Origin of the sequence: Antarcticirhabdus aurantiaca, assembly GCF_009765365.1 — a bacterium.
Lineage (GTDB): Bacteria > Pseudomonadota > Alphaproteobacteria > Rhizobiales > Rhizobiaceae > Antarcticirhabdus > Antarcticirhabdus aurantiaca.
In genome coordinates this window covers 34,280-50,106 of sequence record NZ_VTOM01000032.1, presented here as the reverse complement: position 1 = coordinate 50,106, position 15,827 = coordinate 34,280, and the positions used below count along the sequence as shown (strand labels likewise).

Here is a 15,827-nt window from a genome sequence, read left to right as displayed (position 1 = left end):
TGGCTGGCGGATCCTCGGCGATCTTCATGGCACCGCGCCGATGTGCCGGCAGAGCGTGTAGATTGCCACGGCGTCGTTCGGCGTCACGGCGATCGCCGATGGGGCGAACACCGTCCTCTGTTGGTTGAAGACGCCAACGAAGATTTTGTCGCCGGTGTAGCCGCCGAAGCTGTTGCGACCGTTCACCAAGCCGCATGCGCTCGCCGAGTCGCGATCGTTGATGGCGCCGCGAATGCCATCGAACATTGCGCTCATCGGGTCCTTCATCGAGCGCCGAACGCCTTCCTCGACGACCTGGATCTCGGCAGATGAGAGGGTGAGGGATATCCCAGCCAAGTCGGGATCAATCGGAGGCGTCGGTGGAGGCAAGCCCGTCGACGGCGCAACGCAGCCGGCGAGCGACAGGATCGACGCGCATGCGGTAAGACGGGGCATGCGCATGCTGGCCATCCTCAGAGATCAGTTATGACGCGACGCACGCGGCCGATTACGCGCAAGCCATTTCGCGGGTAGATTGTCTCGTGGTCAGGATTGGTCGAGAACGGCTGCAAGCGAGGAGGGTTGCCGCTTCTGAATCGCTTGAAGGTCGTGCCGCCGCCGTCATCGTCATAACCGAACACGTAGAAGCGCTCATCGCGGGGGCGGATGTCCTTGCGGTCGATGACAATGATCGATCCCGGAGGGGCGATCCGGTCCATCGAGTCGCCCTGGACCTCCAGCCCCATCCAGTCGCCCGGCGGCAAATCGCTGATCTGCACCTTGCGCTGAACATCGACGTTCCGAATGGGGTCCTGAGAGTGCATGAGGCCTGCACTGACCCATGACACGATCGGAACCTCGATTGGCGTCGGCTCGCCGATCAGCGCTCCAACCTTCGTGTGCAGCCTGTCCGCTATTCGCTGGAGTTCCACTAACCGAGCCTCCCTCTTGCCAGTCTCGATACGCGAGAGCTGGGACACCGAAATCTCGATGTCTCCAGCCAAGTCCTCCAATGTGAGGCCTGCCTGCTCCCGGAAGTCGCGCACCATCAAAATCGCCATGTGGCAATGATCGACGGCGAGCGTGGTTATCTCCATAGCCATTTGGCAAATCGCCCTTGACTTAACTTGCCATATGGCAAATAACTGAGGGCATGAAGCTCTCCACTTACCTCGCGCAGCACGAACTATCGCCAGCGGCGTTCGCTGTGCGGGTAGGCGTGCCTGCCTCGACGATCAGTCGCATTCTCAATGGCCAGCGCACTCCTCGCCTCGAGACGATCGCGAAGATCGCAGCGGTGACTGACGGTGCAGTTTCCGTGTCCGATTTTGTCGAGACGGCGGGGGTAGCGGCATGAGTGCGCGCCTCTTGTCCCAGGCGATCGATTGCCCACGCTGCGGCGGTCGACCGATGTTTGTCCGGCAGGCGGGAAGCAAGTGGCTTCAATGCACAACCTGCTTGCATCATGAATTATCTACTGCGTCGAGCATGGCGTCGGTCGCAGTAGATCATTGGAATGCTCTGCCAGAATACAGTCGCAGTGATCTTAAGTCTTTCATCCGACATCAGATTGGCTGCTTGGCCGACAGCAACAGGCTCGTTTGCGAGCTTCTCGATAAGCTTAGTAGCGGGGATAGAGCCGCATGATCCGCCTCGACCCGTCTATCCCGCTCGATGACACCTGCCTGATGGTGGCGCCTGTGACGGTCGGCCGGCAGAAGCTCGTCCGCCTGCGCCTCGGCGACATCACGGTCGACCTCAATCCGTTTCAAGCCGAGGGCCTCGGCAAGACCCTCGCGACCATGGCCTCGCTCGCCTGGAAGCAATGACCATTCGCGTCGCGTGTCCTCCCACGCGGCGCGGACCCTGCGCTCGTCCGACCCTTGTGGCGAGTGCAAGCGGGCAGGGCGCTTCCGCCCATCGTCGTCCTGCCCGCACCTGATCCTGCCGCCTGATCCATGCGCCGAAGATGGCGCGCGATCACGGCCTTGTCACTGAAATCGTCCCCCTCTCGTCTTGCACAGGCTTCCGATGAGCGACCTCCGCAAAAGCACCGGCGACGACAGGTTGGCCCTGAAGGCTTCCGTTCGCCGCTCCATCACGTTGGCCGGTGGCGGCGATAGCGTGCAGCACGCCACACGCGTCGATGCCACTTCTCTGTCTCGCTACGGCTCGGCGAACATTGAGCAGCAGAAGACGCATTGTCCGATCGACGTGGCGCTTGATCTCGACCTGGAGGCAGGCGCGCCGGTCATCACCACCGCCATGGCGAGGGCGCAGAACTACGAGCTCGTGCCGATGCTCTCGGCCGATGTCTCCTCGGTTCCTTGGGAAACGAAGCTCTGCCGGCTCGGGCAGGTTCGCGGCGAGCTCTACGGCGTGATGGGCGAGGCGCTCTCCGACGGCCGCTTTGATGCGGAGGAGGCGAGCCGGGCCAACGCGAAAATCGAAGAGGAAATCGCGCAGCTTCGGAGGATCCAGGCGCGCATCAACGCCGAAGGTGGGGCCAGCGGTCAGATCGTCCGCATGACCGGGGGCGAGCGCCAGTGAGCTACCCCGCCCACATCCCTCCCATGGTGTCGATCGCCACTTCGGCTGATCCCAAGGCCGAGCTGCAAGGCATCTTCTCCCGGCTGGAGAAGATCGAGCGCGTGCTCTGGGGCAAGCCAGCCGTCGAGACGCTCTACTGCAGCTTCTGCGGCAAAAGCCAGCATGAGGTTCCTCATCTGATCGCAGGCCCAAAGGCCTTCATCTGCAACGAGTGCGTCGACCTCTGCGTCGATGTCATCGCGGAGAGGCGGTCGTGAAGCGCTTCCCCGACAACGACACCGGCCTGCATCCGATCGGCATGGCCTGCCCGAAGCTCGTTGAAGAGCTGATAGACCGCCGCGCGCGCCGCGCCGTCGAGGGCAAGCAGGCCCGCACCTCATCCCCCAGACCTACGCGTGAAGCGTCCGAAGCCGGCGCAGTCCACGGCTTCAACTCCCCCAATCGCTATCGTGGAGGCAAGGCATGACGGCCTGCTGCCCGACCTGTGGCCATCGCGTTTCGGCCAGCAAGGTCATGATCGATGAAGCCGGGCGCACCCTGTCGCGCGGCGAGAAGCGGATCGGCATCCGACCGCAGGAGGCCCGCGTCCTCCGAGCCTTGCTGGATGCGCGTCCTAACCGCGTGCTGCGCGCCGACCTCATCGCTGCCATGTCCCGCGAGGCCGGCCCCAACGAGACGGCGGTCTACGCCCACGAGCGGGACTATTCTCAGCTCAGCGTCGTCATGCACCGGCTGCGCAATCGGATCGCCGACTTCGGCCTCGTCATCGACACGGAATACGGCGTCGGCCACGCCGTGATCGACGTCGGATCCGCCGCGGCCGCGCTGGCCTACTACGCGCAGGCTCCACAAGCTGGTCCGCGCCCGTCGATCTCTGCCGTGGCTCGTCGCCTTGCTCATCAGGCGGAGGCGGCCGCGTGATCGAGTTCCTCATCCATCGCCTCGTCAACTGCGCGGCCGGCCCGAACCTCGGCCTCGACACGCTGATCCTCGAGTGGCTCGCCGGGCAGCCCGGCTTTGCCGACCACGATCCCGATCCGGATCTGCCGCTGCACCTGCACATCGTCGCCGAGGAAGAGGCTGAGCGCTGGCGCCAGCATGCCTACGGGCTGGTTGGCCACCCGGCCGCCGCGGCGCAGTTGCGCGAGCACCTCTGCCCCGGCGCCGACCGTTGGGTGCGCCGAGAGGGCAATCGCTTCGCTGCGGCCGTTCGGGGCCGGCATCGATGGTACGACGCCACAGGCCACGATGAGGCGGCCGCGATCCTGGCGGCGACCCTGCGCGCCTATCGCTCGCACATCGAAGAGGCGCCGCGCGTCCTGGCGGTGGCGGCGTGATGTCGGAGAGCCTTCTCGGCGGGCGCGTAATGCTCCACGTCGGCGACTGCCTCGACGTGCTCCGCTCGCTGCCCGAGAACACCATCGACGCCGTCGTCACCGATCCGCCCTACCACCTTCACTCCATCACCAAGCGTTTCGCAAAGACGGGGCGGACGGAATCCACCGCGTCAAAGAGCGGCCCGCACAATCGCACTGCCCGCGGCTTCATGGGGAAGGTCTGGGATGGCGGCGACATCGCCTTCCGCCCGGAGACCTGGGCCGAGGTCCTGCGCGTCCTCAAGCCAGGCGGTTACATTCTCGCATTCGCCTCCACACGTGGCTTCGGCCGCATGTCGGTGGCGATCGAGGATGCCGGCTTCATCACGCATCCGCTTATCGCCTGGGTGTTCGGTTCAGGATTTCCGAAGGCGACGCGCATCCAGGCCGAGGGTTACGAAGGGCAGCGCTACGGCGGCCAGGCGCTTAAGCCAGCGGTCGAGCCCATCTACATGGGGCAGAAGCCGTTCAGCGAGCCGACCGGCACGGCCAACATCCTGCGGTGGGGCACCGGTGCAGTAGAGATCGATGGATGCCGCGTCACCACTGACGACGATTTGCGCGCAGGCGCTTCGAAACTCTGGTCGCACTATCGCGAGGGCGAAGCGAGCGCCGATCGTCGGTACCAAGACGAGGGCGGCACCAACTTCGCGATGAAGCCCGGCGTGCGTGGTGGTGATCCGGCCGGCCGCTGGCCCGCGAACCTCATCCACGACGGCAGCGACGAGGTGCTCGCGGCCTTCCCGGAGGCACCGGGGCAGCAGCGTGAGGTGAACGACAGCTTCGACCCCAAGGTCGGAACTGCCGTCTATGGCGACTACGGCCCGCGGCCCACCGTGTTGCCACGCGACTCCGGCGGATCGGCCGCACGGTTCTTCTACACGGCCAAGGCCGACGCCGACGACCGGATCGGCTCCAAGCACCCGACCGTAAAGCCGGTTGATCTCATGCAGTATCTCGTTCGCCTCGTGACGCCGAAGGGCGGGCTGGTGCTCGACCCATTCGGCGGCACCGGCACTACGGGCGAGGCTGCCTGGCGCGAGGGCCGCCGCGCCCTCCTGATCGAGCGCGAGGAGGAATACGCCGCCGACATCCGCCGCCGGATGGAACTGGCAATGGCCGGACCGGATGAGCGCCGTCGTCGCCGCGCTGCGATGAAACCGCAGGAGGAAGCGTTCGGGCTGTTCGGGGGCGCCGCATGACCGCAGCCGGCAAGCGCCTCATCCAGGCCGCTCGCGAGGCCCGCGAGATCGTCTCCCATCTGGCGATCTACGACTTTCTCGTCCTTGTCCTGCCGTCCTCCTATCGCGTCCACCACAGTCCCAATGGCGGCAAGCGCTCGGAGAAGGAGGGCGCCAAGCTCAAGCGTCAGGGCACGCAGCCTGGCTGGCCGGACATCGAGATCGTCGGACCGACCGGGCGGCTCTTCTTCATTGAGGTCAAGCGCCTCGTCGGCGGCGCCCTGTCGCCGGAGCAGATCGATCTTCGCGACTGGTGTGACGCCAATGGCGTCCCCTGGGCCCTTTGCCGAACGATCGACGACGTGATGGCCGCACTCGCGGCCTGGCAGATCCCCACGAGGCAGGCAGCATGACGACCGTCGCTCTCTCCGACATCAGCATCGACGGCGGCACGCAGTCCCGCGTCGGCCTCGATGAGCAGGTGGTCGCCGAATATGCGGCTGCGATCCGCGACGGCGCCGACTTCCCGCCTGTGGTCCTGTTCTTCGACGGCACGGTCTACCGGCTCGCCGACGGCTTCCACCGCTTCCACGCCTATCGCCATGCCGGTGCGGTCGAAATCGAGGCCGACGTCCGGCAGGGTACGACCCGCGACGCCATCCTGTTCAGTGTCGGCGCTAACGCGTCACATGGCCTGCGCCGGACGAACGACGACAAGCGCAAGGCAGTCCTGATCCTGCTGAAGGATCCGGAGTGGTCGGCGTGGTCTGACCGCGAGATCGCGCGCCGTGCCGGCGTGGGCCACAACCTTGTCAGCTCGCTTCGCCCATCTGTCATCGGAGGACAGATAGACGCCAAGCGCACCGTCACACGCGGCGGCACGACCTACCAGCAGGACACAGCCAAGATCGGCGTGCCGGCCGAAGACAAGGCGGCCAAGCGCGAGGCGCGCGCCGCGCAGCAGGCCGAGCACGATCGCGAGCGCGACGAGGTAGCCGCCAAGCTGCCGGCGTCGATCCAGGAAGCCGAGTCTTACCGGAAGGCCGCGATTGAGGGGCGCAAGCCTGCCCCTGCCGTCGCACCGGCGCCGGAGGATCGCATCGCCGAGCTTGAAGCCGAGGTGGCCGAACTGCGCGAGGCGGCGGCCGCCTTCGAGGCCGATGTCGCCGAGCGGGACGCCAGACTTGCGCGCCTTGAACCCATGCGCGTCCAGTTCGAGCAGGGCGGCGTCGACAAGGTGATCGAGGGTAAGGACGAGCAGATCCGCGTCCTGCGCATCCAGGTCGAGAAGGAGAGCGCCGACAAGGTCAGCTACAAGCGCAGCCTCGATTGGGCCATGGGCGAGCTGCGCAAGCGCGGCTGGACCGGCGGCGACGTCGTGATCGACGCCAAGACTGGCTCCATCATCAACGGGGCGGCTGCCTGATGGCCTCGGTCGCCGATCTCGTCGCCCGCGTGCGAGAGCGCGGCGCCAACGTCGTTCTGGAGAACGGCAACCTGCGCATCGTCAACAGCCGGAAGCTCCCGGCGGGGGGCGCCGACTTCATCGCCAAGCACCACGAGGCGATCGTTCGCTTCCTGGAGGACGAGAACGCCGAGTTCGACGAGCGCGCCGGCATCATCCAGTTCGACGGCAAGGCGCCAAGGGAGTGGGCGGAGCAATTCGCCGACATCCTGATTCGCCACCGCCTGCGCGGCGTGTCTGATCTGGACTGGTCCTGGTTCATCACCCGGTGCGGCCAGATCATCGACGAAGCGCCGCAGGCGGGGGCCGCATGAGCGACGCGGCGCCCGCTTCCATCTTCGACATCCTGCGCCCCTACCAGAAGGAGGCCATCGGCAGCCTGCGAGAAGGCGCTTCGAAGAGACTCCGACGCCAGCTTCTGGCCTCCCCGACGGGCAGCGGCAAGACAGAAATGGCGATGGTCCTGGTGCAGGAGTGTCTGCGCAAGGGCAAGCGCGTCTGGTTCATCGTCGATCGGGTGACGCTCGTTGATCAGACCAGCCGGCGCTTCGACAGCCACGGCATCGAGCACGGCGTCATTCAAGCCAACCACCCGCTCACCGATCCAAAGAAGCTCGTCCAAATCGTCAGCGTGCAGACGCTCGGCAACCGGCTGAAGGGCATCGGCGCGCACCTCTTGCCGGACCTGATCGTCTGGGACGAGTGCCACGCTGTCTACAAGGGCGCGCTCGACCTGATCGCGAAAGCCGCCGGCGCCCGGGTGATCGGCTTGTCCGCGACGCCTTTCACCGCCGGCATGGATTCGCAGTGGGATGGCCTGGTCAACTCGACCACCGTCAACAAGCTCTTGGCCGAAGGCTTCCTCGCGCCGCTCCGCATCAAGGCGTGCGTCACGCCCGACATGAAGGACGCTCGGATCCGAAAGGGCGAGTATGCCGAGGAGGACGCCGGCGCCCGCGGCATCACCATCATCGGCAACGTCGTCGAGACGTGGATCGAGCAGACGCGCATCGCTTTCGGCGGCCCGGTGAAGACGATCGTGTTTTCGCCATCGGTGAAGCACGGCGACGAGCTCCGCCGCCAGTTCGCCGCCGCCGGCTTCAACTTCCAGCAGATCAGCTACCTCGACGGCGACGACGAGGACCGAAACCGGAAGATCGCCGAGTTCCGGAAGGCCGACAGCGCGATCCACGGGCTGATTAGCTGCGCCGTCCTGACGAAGGGGTTCGACGTCCCCGACATCCTCTGCGGGATCTCCTGCCGGCCCTACCGCAAGTCCTTCTCCTCGCACATCCAGGAGATGGGCCGCGCGATGCGCACCTCGAAGGAGACGGGCAAGGAGTTCGCGCTGTGGCTCGACCACTCCGGCAACTGCCTGACCTTCGAAGAGGACACCGCCTGGCTGTTTGAGTACGGCGTCGACAGCCTGTCCAAGGCCTCCAAGCAGGACAGCGTGGTTCGCGAGCCGAAGGAGCGGCCGAAGACGACACTCTTCTGCCGCGAGTGCGGCATGCAGATGGAGGCGAAGGCCGAGGCCTGCCCGGCCTGCGGTTGGGAGAAGCCCCGCCGCGGCGAGATCCAGATCGTCCAGGGCGAGCTGATCGACCTCGACGTCACCACCCGGCATGGATTCGCGCCGCGCGCCGGCCTGCGCGCCGACTGCCTCGCCGATCCGCAGCGCATGTGGACTGCGGCCCTGGCCTTCACCTCGACCAAGACCCGCCGCGGCGCCGAGCACGCGCGCAAATGGGCGATGGGCATCTGGTCGGACATCTACCCGAACAACAAGCTTCCTCGCGGCCTCTACGAGGCGCCCTGCGATCCGTCGGGCGTGCGCGCCGACGAGTGGGCCCTGATCGACCGCGAGGTCAAACGCTTCCGCAAACATGGATCCAGGAGGGCCGCATGAGCGCCGCGCCGAACAGTCCCGACGTGCCCCGCAGCATCCGCCGATCGTCCGACTTCGACACGGCGCACCGCCGCCTGGAGATGCTGCGCGACAGCTTCGTCGACGGCGAGCCGAGCAACCCCGGCGTCGCTGCCTTCCTCACCGGCGCCTTGCAGGACATGGAGAAGCGCTTCGCTGCGGAGGCCGGCCGATGACCCCGCACGATGCGATCGACAGGGCCTGCGCCGAGGTCGGCATCGTGCCGCCGCCCAGCTACCAGGAAGGCGGCAGCCAAGGCTGTTCGGTTTCGGGCTGCAGTCGAAAGGTCAAGGCACGTCAGCTATGCGACGCGCACTATAAGCGCATGAAGCGCCATGGTGACGCGCTTGCTGGTCACGCTTCACCGGGCGTGCCGTTGCGCTGGCTGATTGAGACTGCCCTGACTTGCAAGCATGAGGCCTGCCTGAGCTGGCCTTTCGCCGATGCTGGAAACGGCTATGGGCGCGTCTTCATCGACGGTAAATCCAAGTACGCTCACCGCGTCGTTTGCGAGATGGCGCATGGATCGGCTCCGAGCGACGGGATGGACGCGGCTCATTCCTGCGGCAAAGGGCACCTCGGCTGCGTCAATCCCGGCCATCTTTCATGGAAGACGAGGGCCGGCAACTTTGCCGATAAGCTGATTCACGGCACCGATAATCGAGGAGAGCGACACCTCCAGGCCAAGCTGACTGAAGCCGACGTTCTTGAGATCCGAAAGGCTGCCGCATCGGGCGGCCAGTCTCAGCGAGAAATCAGCGAACGCTATGGTGTCAGCCAAGCAGCGGTCAGTGACATCATCCGCAACCGCAGCTGGGGGTGGCTGTGATGGACATCCAGGAAGCCGTCTCCGAAGCCTGCGCTGTCGTAGGGATCACTGTCCCTCGAGACAATCGGGAAGGTCGGTGGCTTTATGCCGATACTCTCACTGGCCGCAACGGCAAGAACGATGGCCGTGTGATGATCGACGGCGATCGGGTTACGGCGAGAAACATGCAGACCGGGGAGAACGCGACCGTTCGCCTGGGTGCGCTAGACCCGGAGGTGAAGCGCCGCTTTGTCGAGCGGAGAGTTCGGGATGCCCGTGATCGGCAGCGGCGGACCGCCGAGGCCGCCGGTATCGCGCAGGAGCTCGTGCGCCGCGCCCGACTCGCCCCGCACGGCTACCTCGCCGCCAAGGGGTTCGCGAGCGAGCGCGGGTTCGTCATCGCCGCCGACGCGGTGCGCGAAATCGCCGGCCGCTACATCGTGCCCGATGGTGCGCGATCGGCCCTGGTCGTGCCAGCGCGCATCGGCGAGCGCATCACCAGCGCGCAGCTCATCTGGGAAGGCGGGGAGAAGCGCTTCCTTGCCGGCGGGGAAATGGGCGGCGCCTGCCATCGCCTGTCCAAGGGCACGGACACCTGGCTCTGCGAGGGGCTGGCGACGGGCATGTCCCTGCGCGCGGCTCTCCGCGGGCTCGGCCGCAGCGACACCGTCATCATTGGCTTCTCGGCCTACAATCTGCCGGTCCTCGCGCGCACCATCCGCGGCCGCTGCTTCATCGCCGCCGACCACGACAAGCCGATGGAGCAGTTCGACGGCCTCGGCACCGGCGAGCACTGCGCGCGCCAGGCGGGCCAGCCCTACGTCATGCCCGAGAGGCTCGGCGACGACTTCAACGACGTATTGCTCGATCAGGGCATCTTTGCCGTCCAGCGCTCCCTAACGGCGCTCATCAGATCGGCACCGGTGGGGGAGAGCCATGCTGCGTAGTTGCTGCTCTGTCGAAGGATGCGAGCGTTCGGTGATCGCTCATGGCGTCTGCCGAAACCACTACTACCGCCTCATGAAGCACGGAAGCGCGACTGCCGGTCGGTCATCGCCCGGCTCTGCGATGGCGTGGGTCGAAGGAACGGCTCTCAAGTGCCAAAGCGACGAATGCCTCGCATGGCCATTCTCCAAGGCGTCGCGTGGCTACGGGAACATGCATGTCGATGGGCGTCAGATAAAGGCCCACCGCTTTATCTGCGAACTCGCGCACGGGCCGGCCCCGAATGCCGACAGCGTGGCGGCGCACTCGTGCGGCAAAGGACACCTCGGCTGCGTCAATCCTCGACACCTTCGATGGGCCACCCCGAGCGAGAATCAGATGGACCGTGTGGCTCACGGCACCTCGGCGAGAGGGTCCAAATGCGTTGCCGCCAAGCTGACCGAGGCCGACGTTCTCGCCATTCGCAAGAACGAAGAGCGGCTCTCCCAGAAGGAGCTCTCTGCCCGTTACGGGGTGGCAGTCGGCACCATCGGGGGAATAGCGCAGGGGCGCGCATGGACGTGGCTCTGATGATTTGCGCGGATGGGATCTTTGCGGTGCAGCGGCATCTCGCGGACCTGATCCGGCGTGGGACGATGCAGACGAGCGGGGTGGCGGCATGAGCAAGGTATCCACCGGAGAGACGCAGATTCTCAGCGACGCGGAAGTCTGTCGCATCAATGGTTGGCAGCCGGGCACTCGCCTCGTCGGCGACGAGGGCTTTGGACCAACGATCATCGAGATCACCGCTGTCGGCCGCGACAAGATCCTTGGCGTGATGGTCGCTCACAAGGGGAGGCCCTACGAGCACGACAGCGAGGCGATGTGGACGCTTGCCTGTCGGGACTGGCGGCGGGTGTGAGCGTGAACGAGTTGCAGACGAGTGGAGTAGCAGCATGACCTGGATCGCCATCCGCACCGCGCCCGGCGCTCAGATGCCGCGGCGCCAATACGTTACCGAGCGCACGCGCAGTCGGAAGGGCTACCGCATCGTGCCGAGCCTGGATCAGAACCGCTCGGCGGTGGAGCGCGCCTTGGACGATGCCGGCTTCGCCTTCTACATGCCGGCCGAGAAGCGCCTGATCCGTGATCGGCTTCGTCCGTACCTTTGGAAGCATCGCCGCTTCGCGCTCATGGTCGGCTATGTCTTCGTCCACGCGCCGGACGGGTTGGAGGGCATCGAAGAGCAGCTTCGCCAAGTGCCGGGTGTAGCCGGCATCGTCAGCGATGCTGGACGTCGACCGCTGCCGATCCCGTTGGCCGACATCATGATGGTGCGCGCCGCGGAGGCGAAGGCCGAGGCCGAGTTCGATAAGCAGTCGCGCGAAGCTCGTCAGCAGCTCCGCAAGGCGGCGAAGGAAGATCCTAGCTTGCGCAAGATTGTGGATAAGCTCGACATCGCCGGCACCATCACCGTCGCGGATGTCGCGCTGGCAGCCTAGACGTTTGACGCACCTGCGGTATTTTGCTACCGCAAGTGCTCTAGGCGAATGCGAGGCGACAGGGGAAACCCCGGCTTCACGCGGAGGTCTCGCCACTCCGCAGGGGATGAAGGTTTATGGGCTCGCGCAGGCGGGCCCTTTCTGCATCTGGGGCACAGAGATGATGCGACGGCTGCTGTGTTGGCTCGGTCTTCATCGATGGCGACCGGCTTCATCGTTCTCGCTCGACCTGCGCGATCCTGGTAGCATCTGCCGAGATTGCTACGCGGAGCGAGGATGGTAGCCGAGCAAGCCCCACAGACGCTCTACGTCGTGGTTGTGAACATGGAAGGCTGGGGCTACACGAAGCCCTTCGCCGTCTGCTCCGGCATGGATCGGGCTCTGGAGATCGCTGCACGACACAGCGGACCCGGCTCGGTCGAGATCCTTCAGATGACGATGGACGAGATTGAGGAGTGGGGCACCGCTCCGGACGACGCCAGCTAGCGCCGGGGATCTTCGAGTGATCCGGAGAACGCTGGACTGAGAGGCGGCGGCCCGGACAGACGGGCACAGCCAGGTCTCGGAACGATCCCGCATCCGCAAGGCTTCGCGGGCAACGTGCAGATGCCGAGAGCGAGAGTGATCTCGCCCGCCTCAACCATCCACATCGGTGTAGCTCAGCTGGCAGAGCGGCGGTCTCCAAAGCCGCAGGTCCCGGGTTCGAACCCGGGCGCCGGGGCCATCCTGTAGAAAGGCGCAAGCCATGATCGAACAGACCGTCGTTCTTGGCCTTCCGGCCAACGGCGCCTCTGGGCAGTTCGTCGGCTTCGACGCCGATGGGAACGCCTACATCGTCCAGTGGAGCGACGTCTTCGAGTGCTTCAGCGCAATCGGCTTCGATCCGAAGGATAAGCGGCTCGGCTTCGTCATCAACCTGCGGGAGGAGGACGCCGGCTTTATCGCCAGCCATGCCCTGCCGCCGAACGTCCTGACGTCCGAGGACGCGTGACAGGGATCCTTCGCCTCGCCGGCTCCGAGATCGAGATCGCCCGCTGGGGTGTGACGACGCTCTTCGCTGACGGCCTGTCGGTCCCGGCCGCTCCGAACGACGACGCCACCTACCGTGCCCGCGCCGAGGCTCTCGGCTACGGCACTGACACCCTGCGCATGTGCGTCGAGCATGAGGTCGGGCACGCGGTACTCGCTCACGTCCTCGGCCTCCGCCACAGCCCGACGCTGCGCGGTGTCGCCGAGGGAGCCTACTGGCCGCACTGGCAAGCAGAAGAGGCGGCTGTCCTCGGGCTGCAGCGGTACGCCCGGTTGGCAGGCGTCGATCTGGTGAAGGTGGCGCAGAGGCTGGCGGGCTGATGGCGAAGCTCGCAACGCTCCGCCCATCCATCCCGATGCTCGACACCCGCATCGCCAGAGTGCCGCCCAAGGAAACGGATCTCGACCGCGGCCCCGAGCACAAGGCCTGGCGCCTAGCCGTCCTGAACAAGGCCGGATGGAAGTGTGAGGACTGCGGGAAGCAGGGCGGTCGAGGCGGTGTGAAGCTCTACGCCGACCACATCGTCGAGCGGAAGGATGGTGGCGCGCTCTACGACCCACGCAACGGGCGGTGTCGCTGCGCTTCCTGCCACACGAAGAAGACCGTGAGGGAGCGGGCCAGACGGCTCGGCCTCGCCTGAAGGGGTGGGGGTATCGGAAGTTGGGGAGGGCTGGGGGTGGCGACCCGCAGGGGCCTCATCCGGAGAATAAATCCCAGGCTGGATGATTGCAGGGTGCGCACTGGTGCGCATGAAGGACATGCGCACTTCGAAGAAGTTGGACATCGACTGGGCGGCTATCGAGACGGATTTCCGCGACGGCGACATGTCGATCCGCGATCTGGCGCGCTGGCACCGAGTTTCCGAGGCCGCTGTTCGCAAACGGGCTAAGGCCGGCGGGTGGACACGCCTTGCCGAGGCCCCGAAAGCGCCCGTGAAGAAGCGGGAGATCAGCGTCACCTACTCGGTGCCCATGACGCCGGTGACGGTCGAGACGACCGATCCGGAGGCGATCATCGGCCGAGGCCAGAATCTCGTCCTGCGCATGCTGGACGAGCTCGACGCGACGACATCGCGCGTCGGGGAGCTTGGCATGCTGATCGACGAGGCCACCGATGCCGACGAGAGCCCGCGCCGCAACGAGGCGATGATGAAAGCGGTCTCGCTGCCCTCGCGTGCCGCCACGCTGAAGGCTCTCGCCACGGCCGTGAAGACGCTTGCGGAGACGGCGACCGCCGCGCCGAAAGGCAAGAAGGCGCTTCGCCAGGAGACGGCCGAAAAGTCCTCGAGCGCCGGGCGCTTCGCGGTGCCTCAGGTGCCGCGGGCGCTGCAGTAAGCGATGGAGTGGACGACAGCCTGTCCGGATTGGCAGGAGCGGATCCTCGGGCGCCGCTCCCTGATCGTGTCGCCGCCGATCTTCGCCGACGAGGCCGCGGCCGCGCTGGATGCCTTCAAGGCGTTGCGCGTCGTGGACGTCGCAGGCAGTCCGACGTTCGGGGATGTCGGTGAACAGTGGATCTTCGACTTCGTCGCGGCGATCTTCGGCGCCGGCGGGCCCGACGGCCGGCGGCTGATCCGCGAGTTCTTCCTGTGCATCTCGAAGAAGAACGGGAAGTCGACGCTCGCGGCCGGCATCATGCTGACGGCGCTGATCCGCAACTGGCGGATGTCGAACGAGCTGCTGATCCTCGCCCCGACGATCGAGGCGGCGCAGAACAGCTTCAAGCCGGCGGCGGACATGATCCGCGCCGATCCCGAGCTGAATGCGGCCGAGGGCGGGTTCCTGCACATCCAGGACCACATCCGCACCATCACGCACCTCGCGACCAAGGCAACCCTCAAGGTCGTCGCGGCCGACAGCGCAACGGTGGTCGGTAAGAAGGCCGCCTTCGTCCTGATCGACGAGCTCTGGGAGTTCGGCAAGAAGCCGAACGCCGACGCGATGCTGCGCGAGGCGACCGGTGGCTTGGTGTCGAGGCCCGAGGGCTTCGTGATCTCCATCACGACGCAGGCGGATGCACCGCCGGCAGGCGTGTTCAAGGATAAGCTCGACTACGCGCGCGACGTTCGCGACGGGAAGGTGGCGGACCGGAAGTTCCTCCCGGTCATCTACGAGTTCCCGCCGAAGATGGTCGCCAGCCAGGCCTATCTCGAACCGGCCAACTTCTACGTGACCAACCCGAACATCGGGCGTTCGGTCAGCGCGGAGTGGCTAGAGGACGAACTTCGCCGGGAGCTACAGAAGGGCCCGGAAACCCGCAATACCTTCCTCGCCAAGCACCTCAACGTCGAGATCGGCATGGGCATGCGGTCGAATCGCTGGCCCGGCGCCGACTACTGGCAGCGCCAGATCGATGCGACGATCACCTTCGAGACGCTCCTCGACCGCTGCGAAGCGGTGGTGATCGGGATCGATGGCGGCGGACTGGACGACCTCTTCGGCTTCTCGGTCATCGGGCGGGAGAAGGTCAGCCGTCGTTGGCTCTCTTGGAGCCACGCTTGGGCGCACGAGAGCGTCCTGGAGCGGCGAAAGGCTATCGCCTCGACGCTTCGCGGCTTTGAGGCGGACGGCGAGCTGACGATCGTCGACGACGCGCTGGAGGACCTGTCCGAGATCGTCGCGCGGGTCGAGGCGGTCCAGGATGCGGGGCTGCTCGCCGCGGTGGCGGTCGATCCGGCCGGCCTCGGCGCCTTGGCCGACGCGCTCGCCGAGATCGGCGTCACGGCAGACAGCGGCATCCTCGTCGGCGCCCCGCAGGGCTACGGCCTGATGAACGCGATCAAGACGACGGAGCGCAAGCTCGCCGACGGCACCTTCCGGCATGCCCCGAGCACCTTGATGGACTGGTGCGTCGGCAATCTGAAGATCGAGCCGACCGCGACGGCCATCCGGGCGACTAAGCAGTCGGCTGGCGATGCCAAGATCGACCCTGTCATGGCGCTCTTCGACGCGGTTGTCGTGATGAGCAAGAACCCGGAGCCCGCCTCCACCAAGTCTGTATACGAGGACCGCGGCCTCGTTTTGCTGTGAGGTCGAATGGGCATCCTGAGCATATTCCGCGGCCGGCCCGACGCCCCGCCCGCGCC

The 15,827-nt window shown here is 66.1% G+C and carries 24 protein-coding genes and 1 pseudogene; 23 read left to right on the top strand and 2 right to left on the bottom strand.

Annotated elements, in window-relative coordinates; all coding sequences use genetic code 11:
• Nucleotides 1–24: 24 nt before the first annotated feature.
• On the bottom strand, nt 25–441 hold the full coding sequence (locus tag FZN60_RS26410) for a hypothetical protein (protein ID WP_158876994.1): 417 nt from the start codon (nt 439–441) through the stop codon (nt 25–27).
• An 11-nt stretch (nt 442–452) separates the two neighbouring features.
• Nucleotides 453–1,082 (bottom strand): XRE family transcriptional regulator, encoded by a 630-nt coding sequence (locus FZN60_RS26405; protein WP_158876992.1) that lies wholly within the window; start codon nt 1,080–1,082, stop codon nt 453–455.
• 50 nt (nt 1,083–1,132) lie between these two features.
• On the opposite strand from FZN60_RS26405, the gene FZN60_RS26400 reads away from it, so the two are divergent.
• The 23 genes and pseudogenes from FZN60_RS26400 to FZN60_RS26285 all read left to right on the top strand — a co-directional run bounded on the left by FZN60_RS26400 (nt 1,133) and on the right by FZN60_RS26285 (nt 15,771).
• Nucleotides 1,133–1,336: a helix-turn-helix domain-containing protein gene (locus FZN60_RS26400; RefSeq protein ID WP_158876990.1), complete on the top strand. Its 204-nt coding sequence runs from the start codon at nt 1,133–1,135 to the stop codon at nt 1,334–1,336.
• Between the two features lie 286 nt (nt 1,337–1,622).
• Entirely contained in the window at nt 1,623–1,808 is a 186-nt protein-coding gene (locus FZN60_RS26395) for a hypothetical protein (protein ID WP_158876988.1), read from the top strand.
• Between the two features lie 202 nt (nt 1,809–2,010).
• Entirely contained in the window at nt 2,011–2,529 is a 519-nt protein-coding gene (locus FZN60_RS26390; RefSeq protein WP_158876986.1) for a phage regulatory CII family protein, read from the top strand.
• A 101-nt stretch (nt 2,530–2,630) separates the two neighbouring features.
• Nucleotides 2,631–2,774, top strand: a pseudogene (locus FZN60_RS29070) (ClpX C4-type zinc finger protein); the annotation flags it as partial.
• Between the two features lie 8 nt (nt 2,775–2,782).
• A complete protein-coding gene (locus tag FZN60_RS26380; RefSeq protein ID WP_158876984.1) occupies nt 2,783–2,995 on the top strand; it encodes a hypothetical protein in 213 nt (70 codons plus the stop codon).
• A gap of 47 nt (nt 2,996–3,042) precedes the next feature.
• Nucleotides 3,043–3,450, top strand: a complete 408-nt coding sequence (locus FZN60_RS26375; protein ID WP_158876982.1) for a winged helix-turn-helix domain-containing protein — start codon at nt 3,043–3,045, stop codon at nt 3,448–3,450.
• Entirely contained in the window at nt 3,447–3,866 is a 420-nt protein-coding gene (locus FZN60_RS26370; protein ID WP_158876980.1) for a hypothetical protein, read from the top strand. The genes FZN60_RS26375 and FZN60_RS26370 overlap by 4 nt, the downstream gene beginning before the upstream one ends.
• Nucleotides 3,866–5,107, top strand: a complete 1,242-nt coding sequence (locus FZN60_RS26365) for a DNA-methyltransferase (RefSeq protein ID WP_199266659.1) — start codon at nt 3,866–3,868, stop codon at nt 5,105–5,107. The genes FZN60_RS26370 and FZN60_RS26365 overlap by 1 nt, the downstream gene beginning before the upstream one ends.
• Nucleotides 5,104–5,499, top strand: coding sequence for a VRR-NUC domain-containing protein (locus tag FZN60_RS26360; protein ID WP_158876978.1), 396 nt, complete (start codon nt 5,104–5,106; stop codon nt 5,497–5,499). Before FZN60_RS26365 ends, FZN60_RS26360 begins: the two co-directional genes overlap by 4 nt.
• Complete coding sequence (locus FZN60_RS28715) at nt 5,430–6,512, top strand: ParB/RepB/Spo0J family partition protein (protein WP_199266658.1); 1,083 nt, start codon at nt 5,430–5,432, stop codon at nt 6,510–6,512. Before FZN60_RS26360 ends, FZN60_RS28715 begins: the two co-directional genes overlap by 70 nt.
• Nucleotides 6,512–6,865, top strand: a complete 354-nt coding sequence (locus tag FZN60_RS26350; RefSeq protein WP_158876976.1) for a hypothetical protein — start codon at nt 6,512–6,514, stop codon at nt 6,863–6,865. Before FZN60_RS28715 ends, FZN60_RS26350 begins: the two co-directional genes overlap by 1 nt.
• On the top strand, nt 6,862–8,460 hold the full coding sequence (locus tag FZN60_RS26345; RefSeq protein ID WP_158876974.1) for a DEAD/DEAH box helicase: 1,599 nt from the start codon (nt 6,862–6,864) through the stop codon (nt 8,458–8,460). Before FZN60_RS26350 ends, FZN60_RS26345 begins: the two co-directional genes overlap by 4 nt.
• The gene (locus tag FZN60_RS26340; protein WP_158876972.1) at nt 8,457–8,654 is read left to right on the top strand and encodes a hypothetical protein; all 198 of its coding nucleotides are present in this window, start codon (nt 8,457–8,459) and stop codon (nt 8,652–8,654) included. Before FZN60_RS26345 ends, FZN60_RS26340 begins: the two co-directional genes overlap by 4 nt.
• Nucleotides 8,651–9,307, top strand: a complete 657-nt coding sequence (locus FZN60_RS26335; RefSeq protein WP_158876970.1) for an HNH endonuclease — start codon at nt 8,651–8,653, stop codon at nt 9,305–9,307. The genes FZN60_RS26340 and FZN60_RS26335 overlap by 4 nt, the downstream gene beginning before the upstream one ends.
• Nucleotides 9,307–10,233, top strand: a complete 927-nt coding sequence (locus FZN60_RS26330) for a primase/helicase family protein (RefSeq protein WP_158876968.1) — start codon at nt 9,307–9,309, stop codon at nt 10,231–10,233. The genes FZN60_RS26335 and FZN60_RS26330 overlap by 1 nt, the downstream gene beginning before the upstream one ends.
• 656 nt (nt 10,234–10,889) lie before the next feature.
• On the top strand, nt 10,890–11,132 hold the full coding sequence (locus FZN60_RS26320) for a DUF7241 domain-containing protein (RefSeq protein ID WP_158876964.1): 243 nt from the start codon (nt 10,890–10,892) through the stop codon (nt 11,130–11,132).
• Nucleotides 11,104–11,712, top strand: coding sequence for a transcription termination/antitermination NusG family protein (locus FZN60_RS26315; protein ID WP_246727224.1), 609 nt, complete (start codon nt 11,104–11,106; stop codon nt 11,710–11,712). The genes FZN60_RS26320 and FZN60_RS26315 overlap by 29 nt, the downstream gene beginning before the upstream one ends.
• Nucleotides 11,713–11,988: 276 nt before the next feature.
• Nucleotides 11,989–12,198, top strand: a complete 210-nt coding sequence (locus FZN60_RS26310) for a hypothetical protein (RefSeq protein WP_158876959.1) — start codon at nt 11,989–11,991, stop codon at nt 12,196–12,198.
• Between the two features lie 259 nt (nt 12,199–12,457).
• Nucleotides 12,458–12,703 carry a hypothetical protein gene (locus FZN60_RS26305; protein WP_158876957.1) on the top strand — a complete coding sequence of 82 codons (246 nt, stop codon included), beginning with the start codon at nt 12,458–12,460 and terminating at the stop codon, nt 12,701–12,703.
• Nucleotides 12,700–13,062 (top strand): hypothetical protein, encoded by a 363-nt coding sequence (locus FZN60_RS26300; protein WP_158876955.1) that lies wholly within the window; start codon nt 12,700–12,702, stop codon nt 13,060–13,062. Before FZN60_RS26305 ends, FZN60_RS26300 begins: the two co-directional genes overlap by 4 nt.
• Nucleotides 13,062–13,382, top strand: a complete 321-nt coding sequence (locus FZN60_RS26295) for an HNH endonuclease (protein WP_158876953.1) — start codon at nt 13,062–13,064, stop codon at nt 13,380–13,382. The genes FZN60_RS26300 and FZN60_RS26295 overlap by 1 nt, the downstream gene beginning before the upstream one ends.
• A gap of 118 nt (nt 13,383–13,500) precedes the next feature.
• Nucleotides 13,501–14,076 carry a hypothetical protein gene (locus FZN60_RS28710; RefSeq protein ID WP_199266657.1) on the top strand — a complete coding sequence of 192 codons (576 nt, stop codon included), beginning with the start codon at nt 13,501–13,503 and terminating at the stop codon, nt 14,074–14,076.
• Between the two features lie 3 nt (nt 14,077–14,079).
• A complete protein-coding gene (locus FZN60_RS26285; RefSeq protein WP_158876951.1) occupies nt 14,080–15,771 on the top strand; it encodes a terminase large subunit in 1,692 nt (563 codons plus the stop codon).
• The last annotated feature ends 56 nt before the right edge of the window (nt 15,772–15,827 follow it).

Excerpts from the sequence above, each read along its gene's own strand:
- FZN60_RS26395 (WP_158876988.1), top strand. The coding sequence starts at position 1,623 with ATGATCCGCCTCGACCCGTCTATCCCGCTCGATGACACCTGCCTGATG.
- FZN60_RS28710 (WP_199266657.1), top strand. The coding sequence starts at position 13,501 with ATGCGCACTTCGAAGAAGTTGGACATCGACTGGGCGGCTATCGAGACG.
- FZN60_RS26365 (WP_199266659.1), top strand. The coding sequence starts at position 3,866 with ATGTCGGAGAGCCTTCTCGGCGGGCGCGTAATGCTCCACGTCGGCGAC.
- FZN60_RS26375 (WP_158876982.1), top strand. The coding sequence starts at position 3,043 with ATGATCGATGAAGCCGGGCGCACCCTGTCGCGCGGCGAGAAGCGGATC.
- FZN60_RS26410 (WP_158876994.1), bottom strand. The coding sequence starts at position 441 with ATGCGCATGCCCCGTCTTACCGCATGCGCGTCGATCCTGTCGCTCGCC.
- FZN60_RS26335 (WP_158876970.1), top strand. The coding sequence starts at position 8,651 with ATGACCCCGCACGATGCGATCGACAGGGCCTGCGCCGAGGTCGGCATC.
- FZN60_RS26360 (WP_158876978.1), top strand. The coding sequence starts at position 5,104 with ATGACCGCAGCCGGCAAGCGCCTCATCCAGGCCGCTCGCGAGGCCCGC.
- FZN60_RS26285 (WP_158876951.1), top strand. The coding sequence starts at position 14,080 with ATGGAGTGGACGACAGCCTGTCCGGATTGGCAGGAGCGGATCCTCGGG.
- FZN60_RS26295 (WP_158876953.1), top strand. The coding sequence starts at position 13,062 with ATGGCGAAGCTCGCAACGCTCCGCCCATCCATCCCGATGCTCGACACC.
- FZN60_RS26330 (WP_158876968.1), top strand. The coding sequence starts at position 9,307 with ATGGACATCCAGGAAGCCGTCTCCGAAGCCTGCGCTGTCGTAGGGATC.
- FZN60_RS26400 (WP_158876990.1), top strand. The coding sequence starts at position 1,133 with ATGAAGCTCTCCACTTACCTCGCGCAGCACGAACTATCGCCAGCGGCG.
- FZN60_RS26340 (WP_158876972.1), top strand. The coding sequence starts at position 8,457 with ATGAGCGCCGCGCCGAACAGTCCCGACGTGCCCCGCAGCATCCGCCGA.
- FZN60_RS26305 (WP_158876957.1), top strand. The coding sequence starts at position 12,458 with ATGATCGAACAGACCGTCGTTCTTGGCCTTCCGGCCAACGGCGCCTCT.
- FZN60_RS26350 (WP_158876976.1), top strand. The coding sequence starts at position 6,512 with ATGGCCTCGGTCGCCGATCTCGTCGCCCGCGTGCGAGAGCGCGGCGCC.
- FZN60_RS26345 (WP_158876974.1), top strand. The coding sequence starts at position 6,862 with ATGAGCGACGCGGCGCCCGCTTCCATCTTCGACATCCTGCGCCCCTAC.
- FZN60_RS26310 (WP_158876959.1), top strand. The coding sequence starts at position 11,989 with ATGGTAGCCGAGCAAGCCCCACAGACGCTCTACGTCGTGGTTGTGAAC.
- FZN60_RS26405 (WP_158876992.1), bottom strand. The coding sequence starts at position 1,082 with ATGGCTATGGAGATAACCACGCTCGCCGTCGATCATTGCCACATGGCG.
- FZN60_RS26390 (WP_158876986.1), top strand. The coding sequence starts at position 2,011 with ATGAGCGACCTCCGCAAAAGCACCGGCGACGACAGGTTGGCCCTGAAG.
- FZN60_RS26320 (WP_158876964.1), top strand. The coding sequence starts at position 10,890 with ATGAGCAAGGTATCCACCGGAGAGACGCAGATTCTCAGCGACGCGGAA.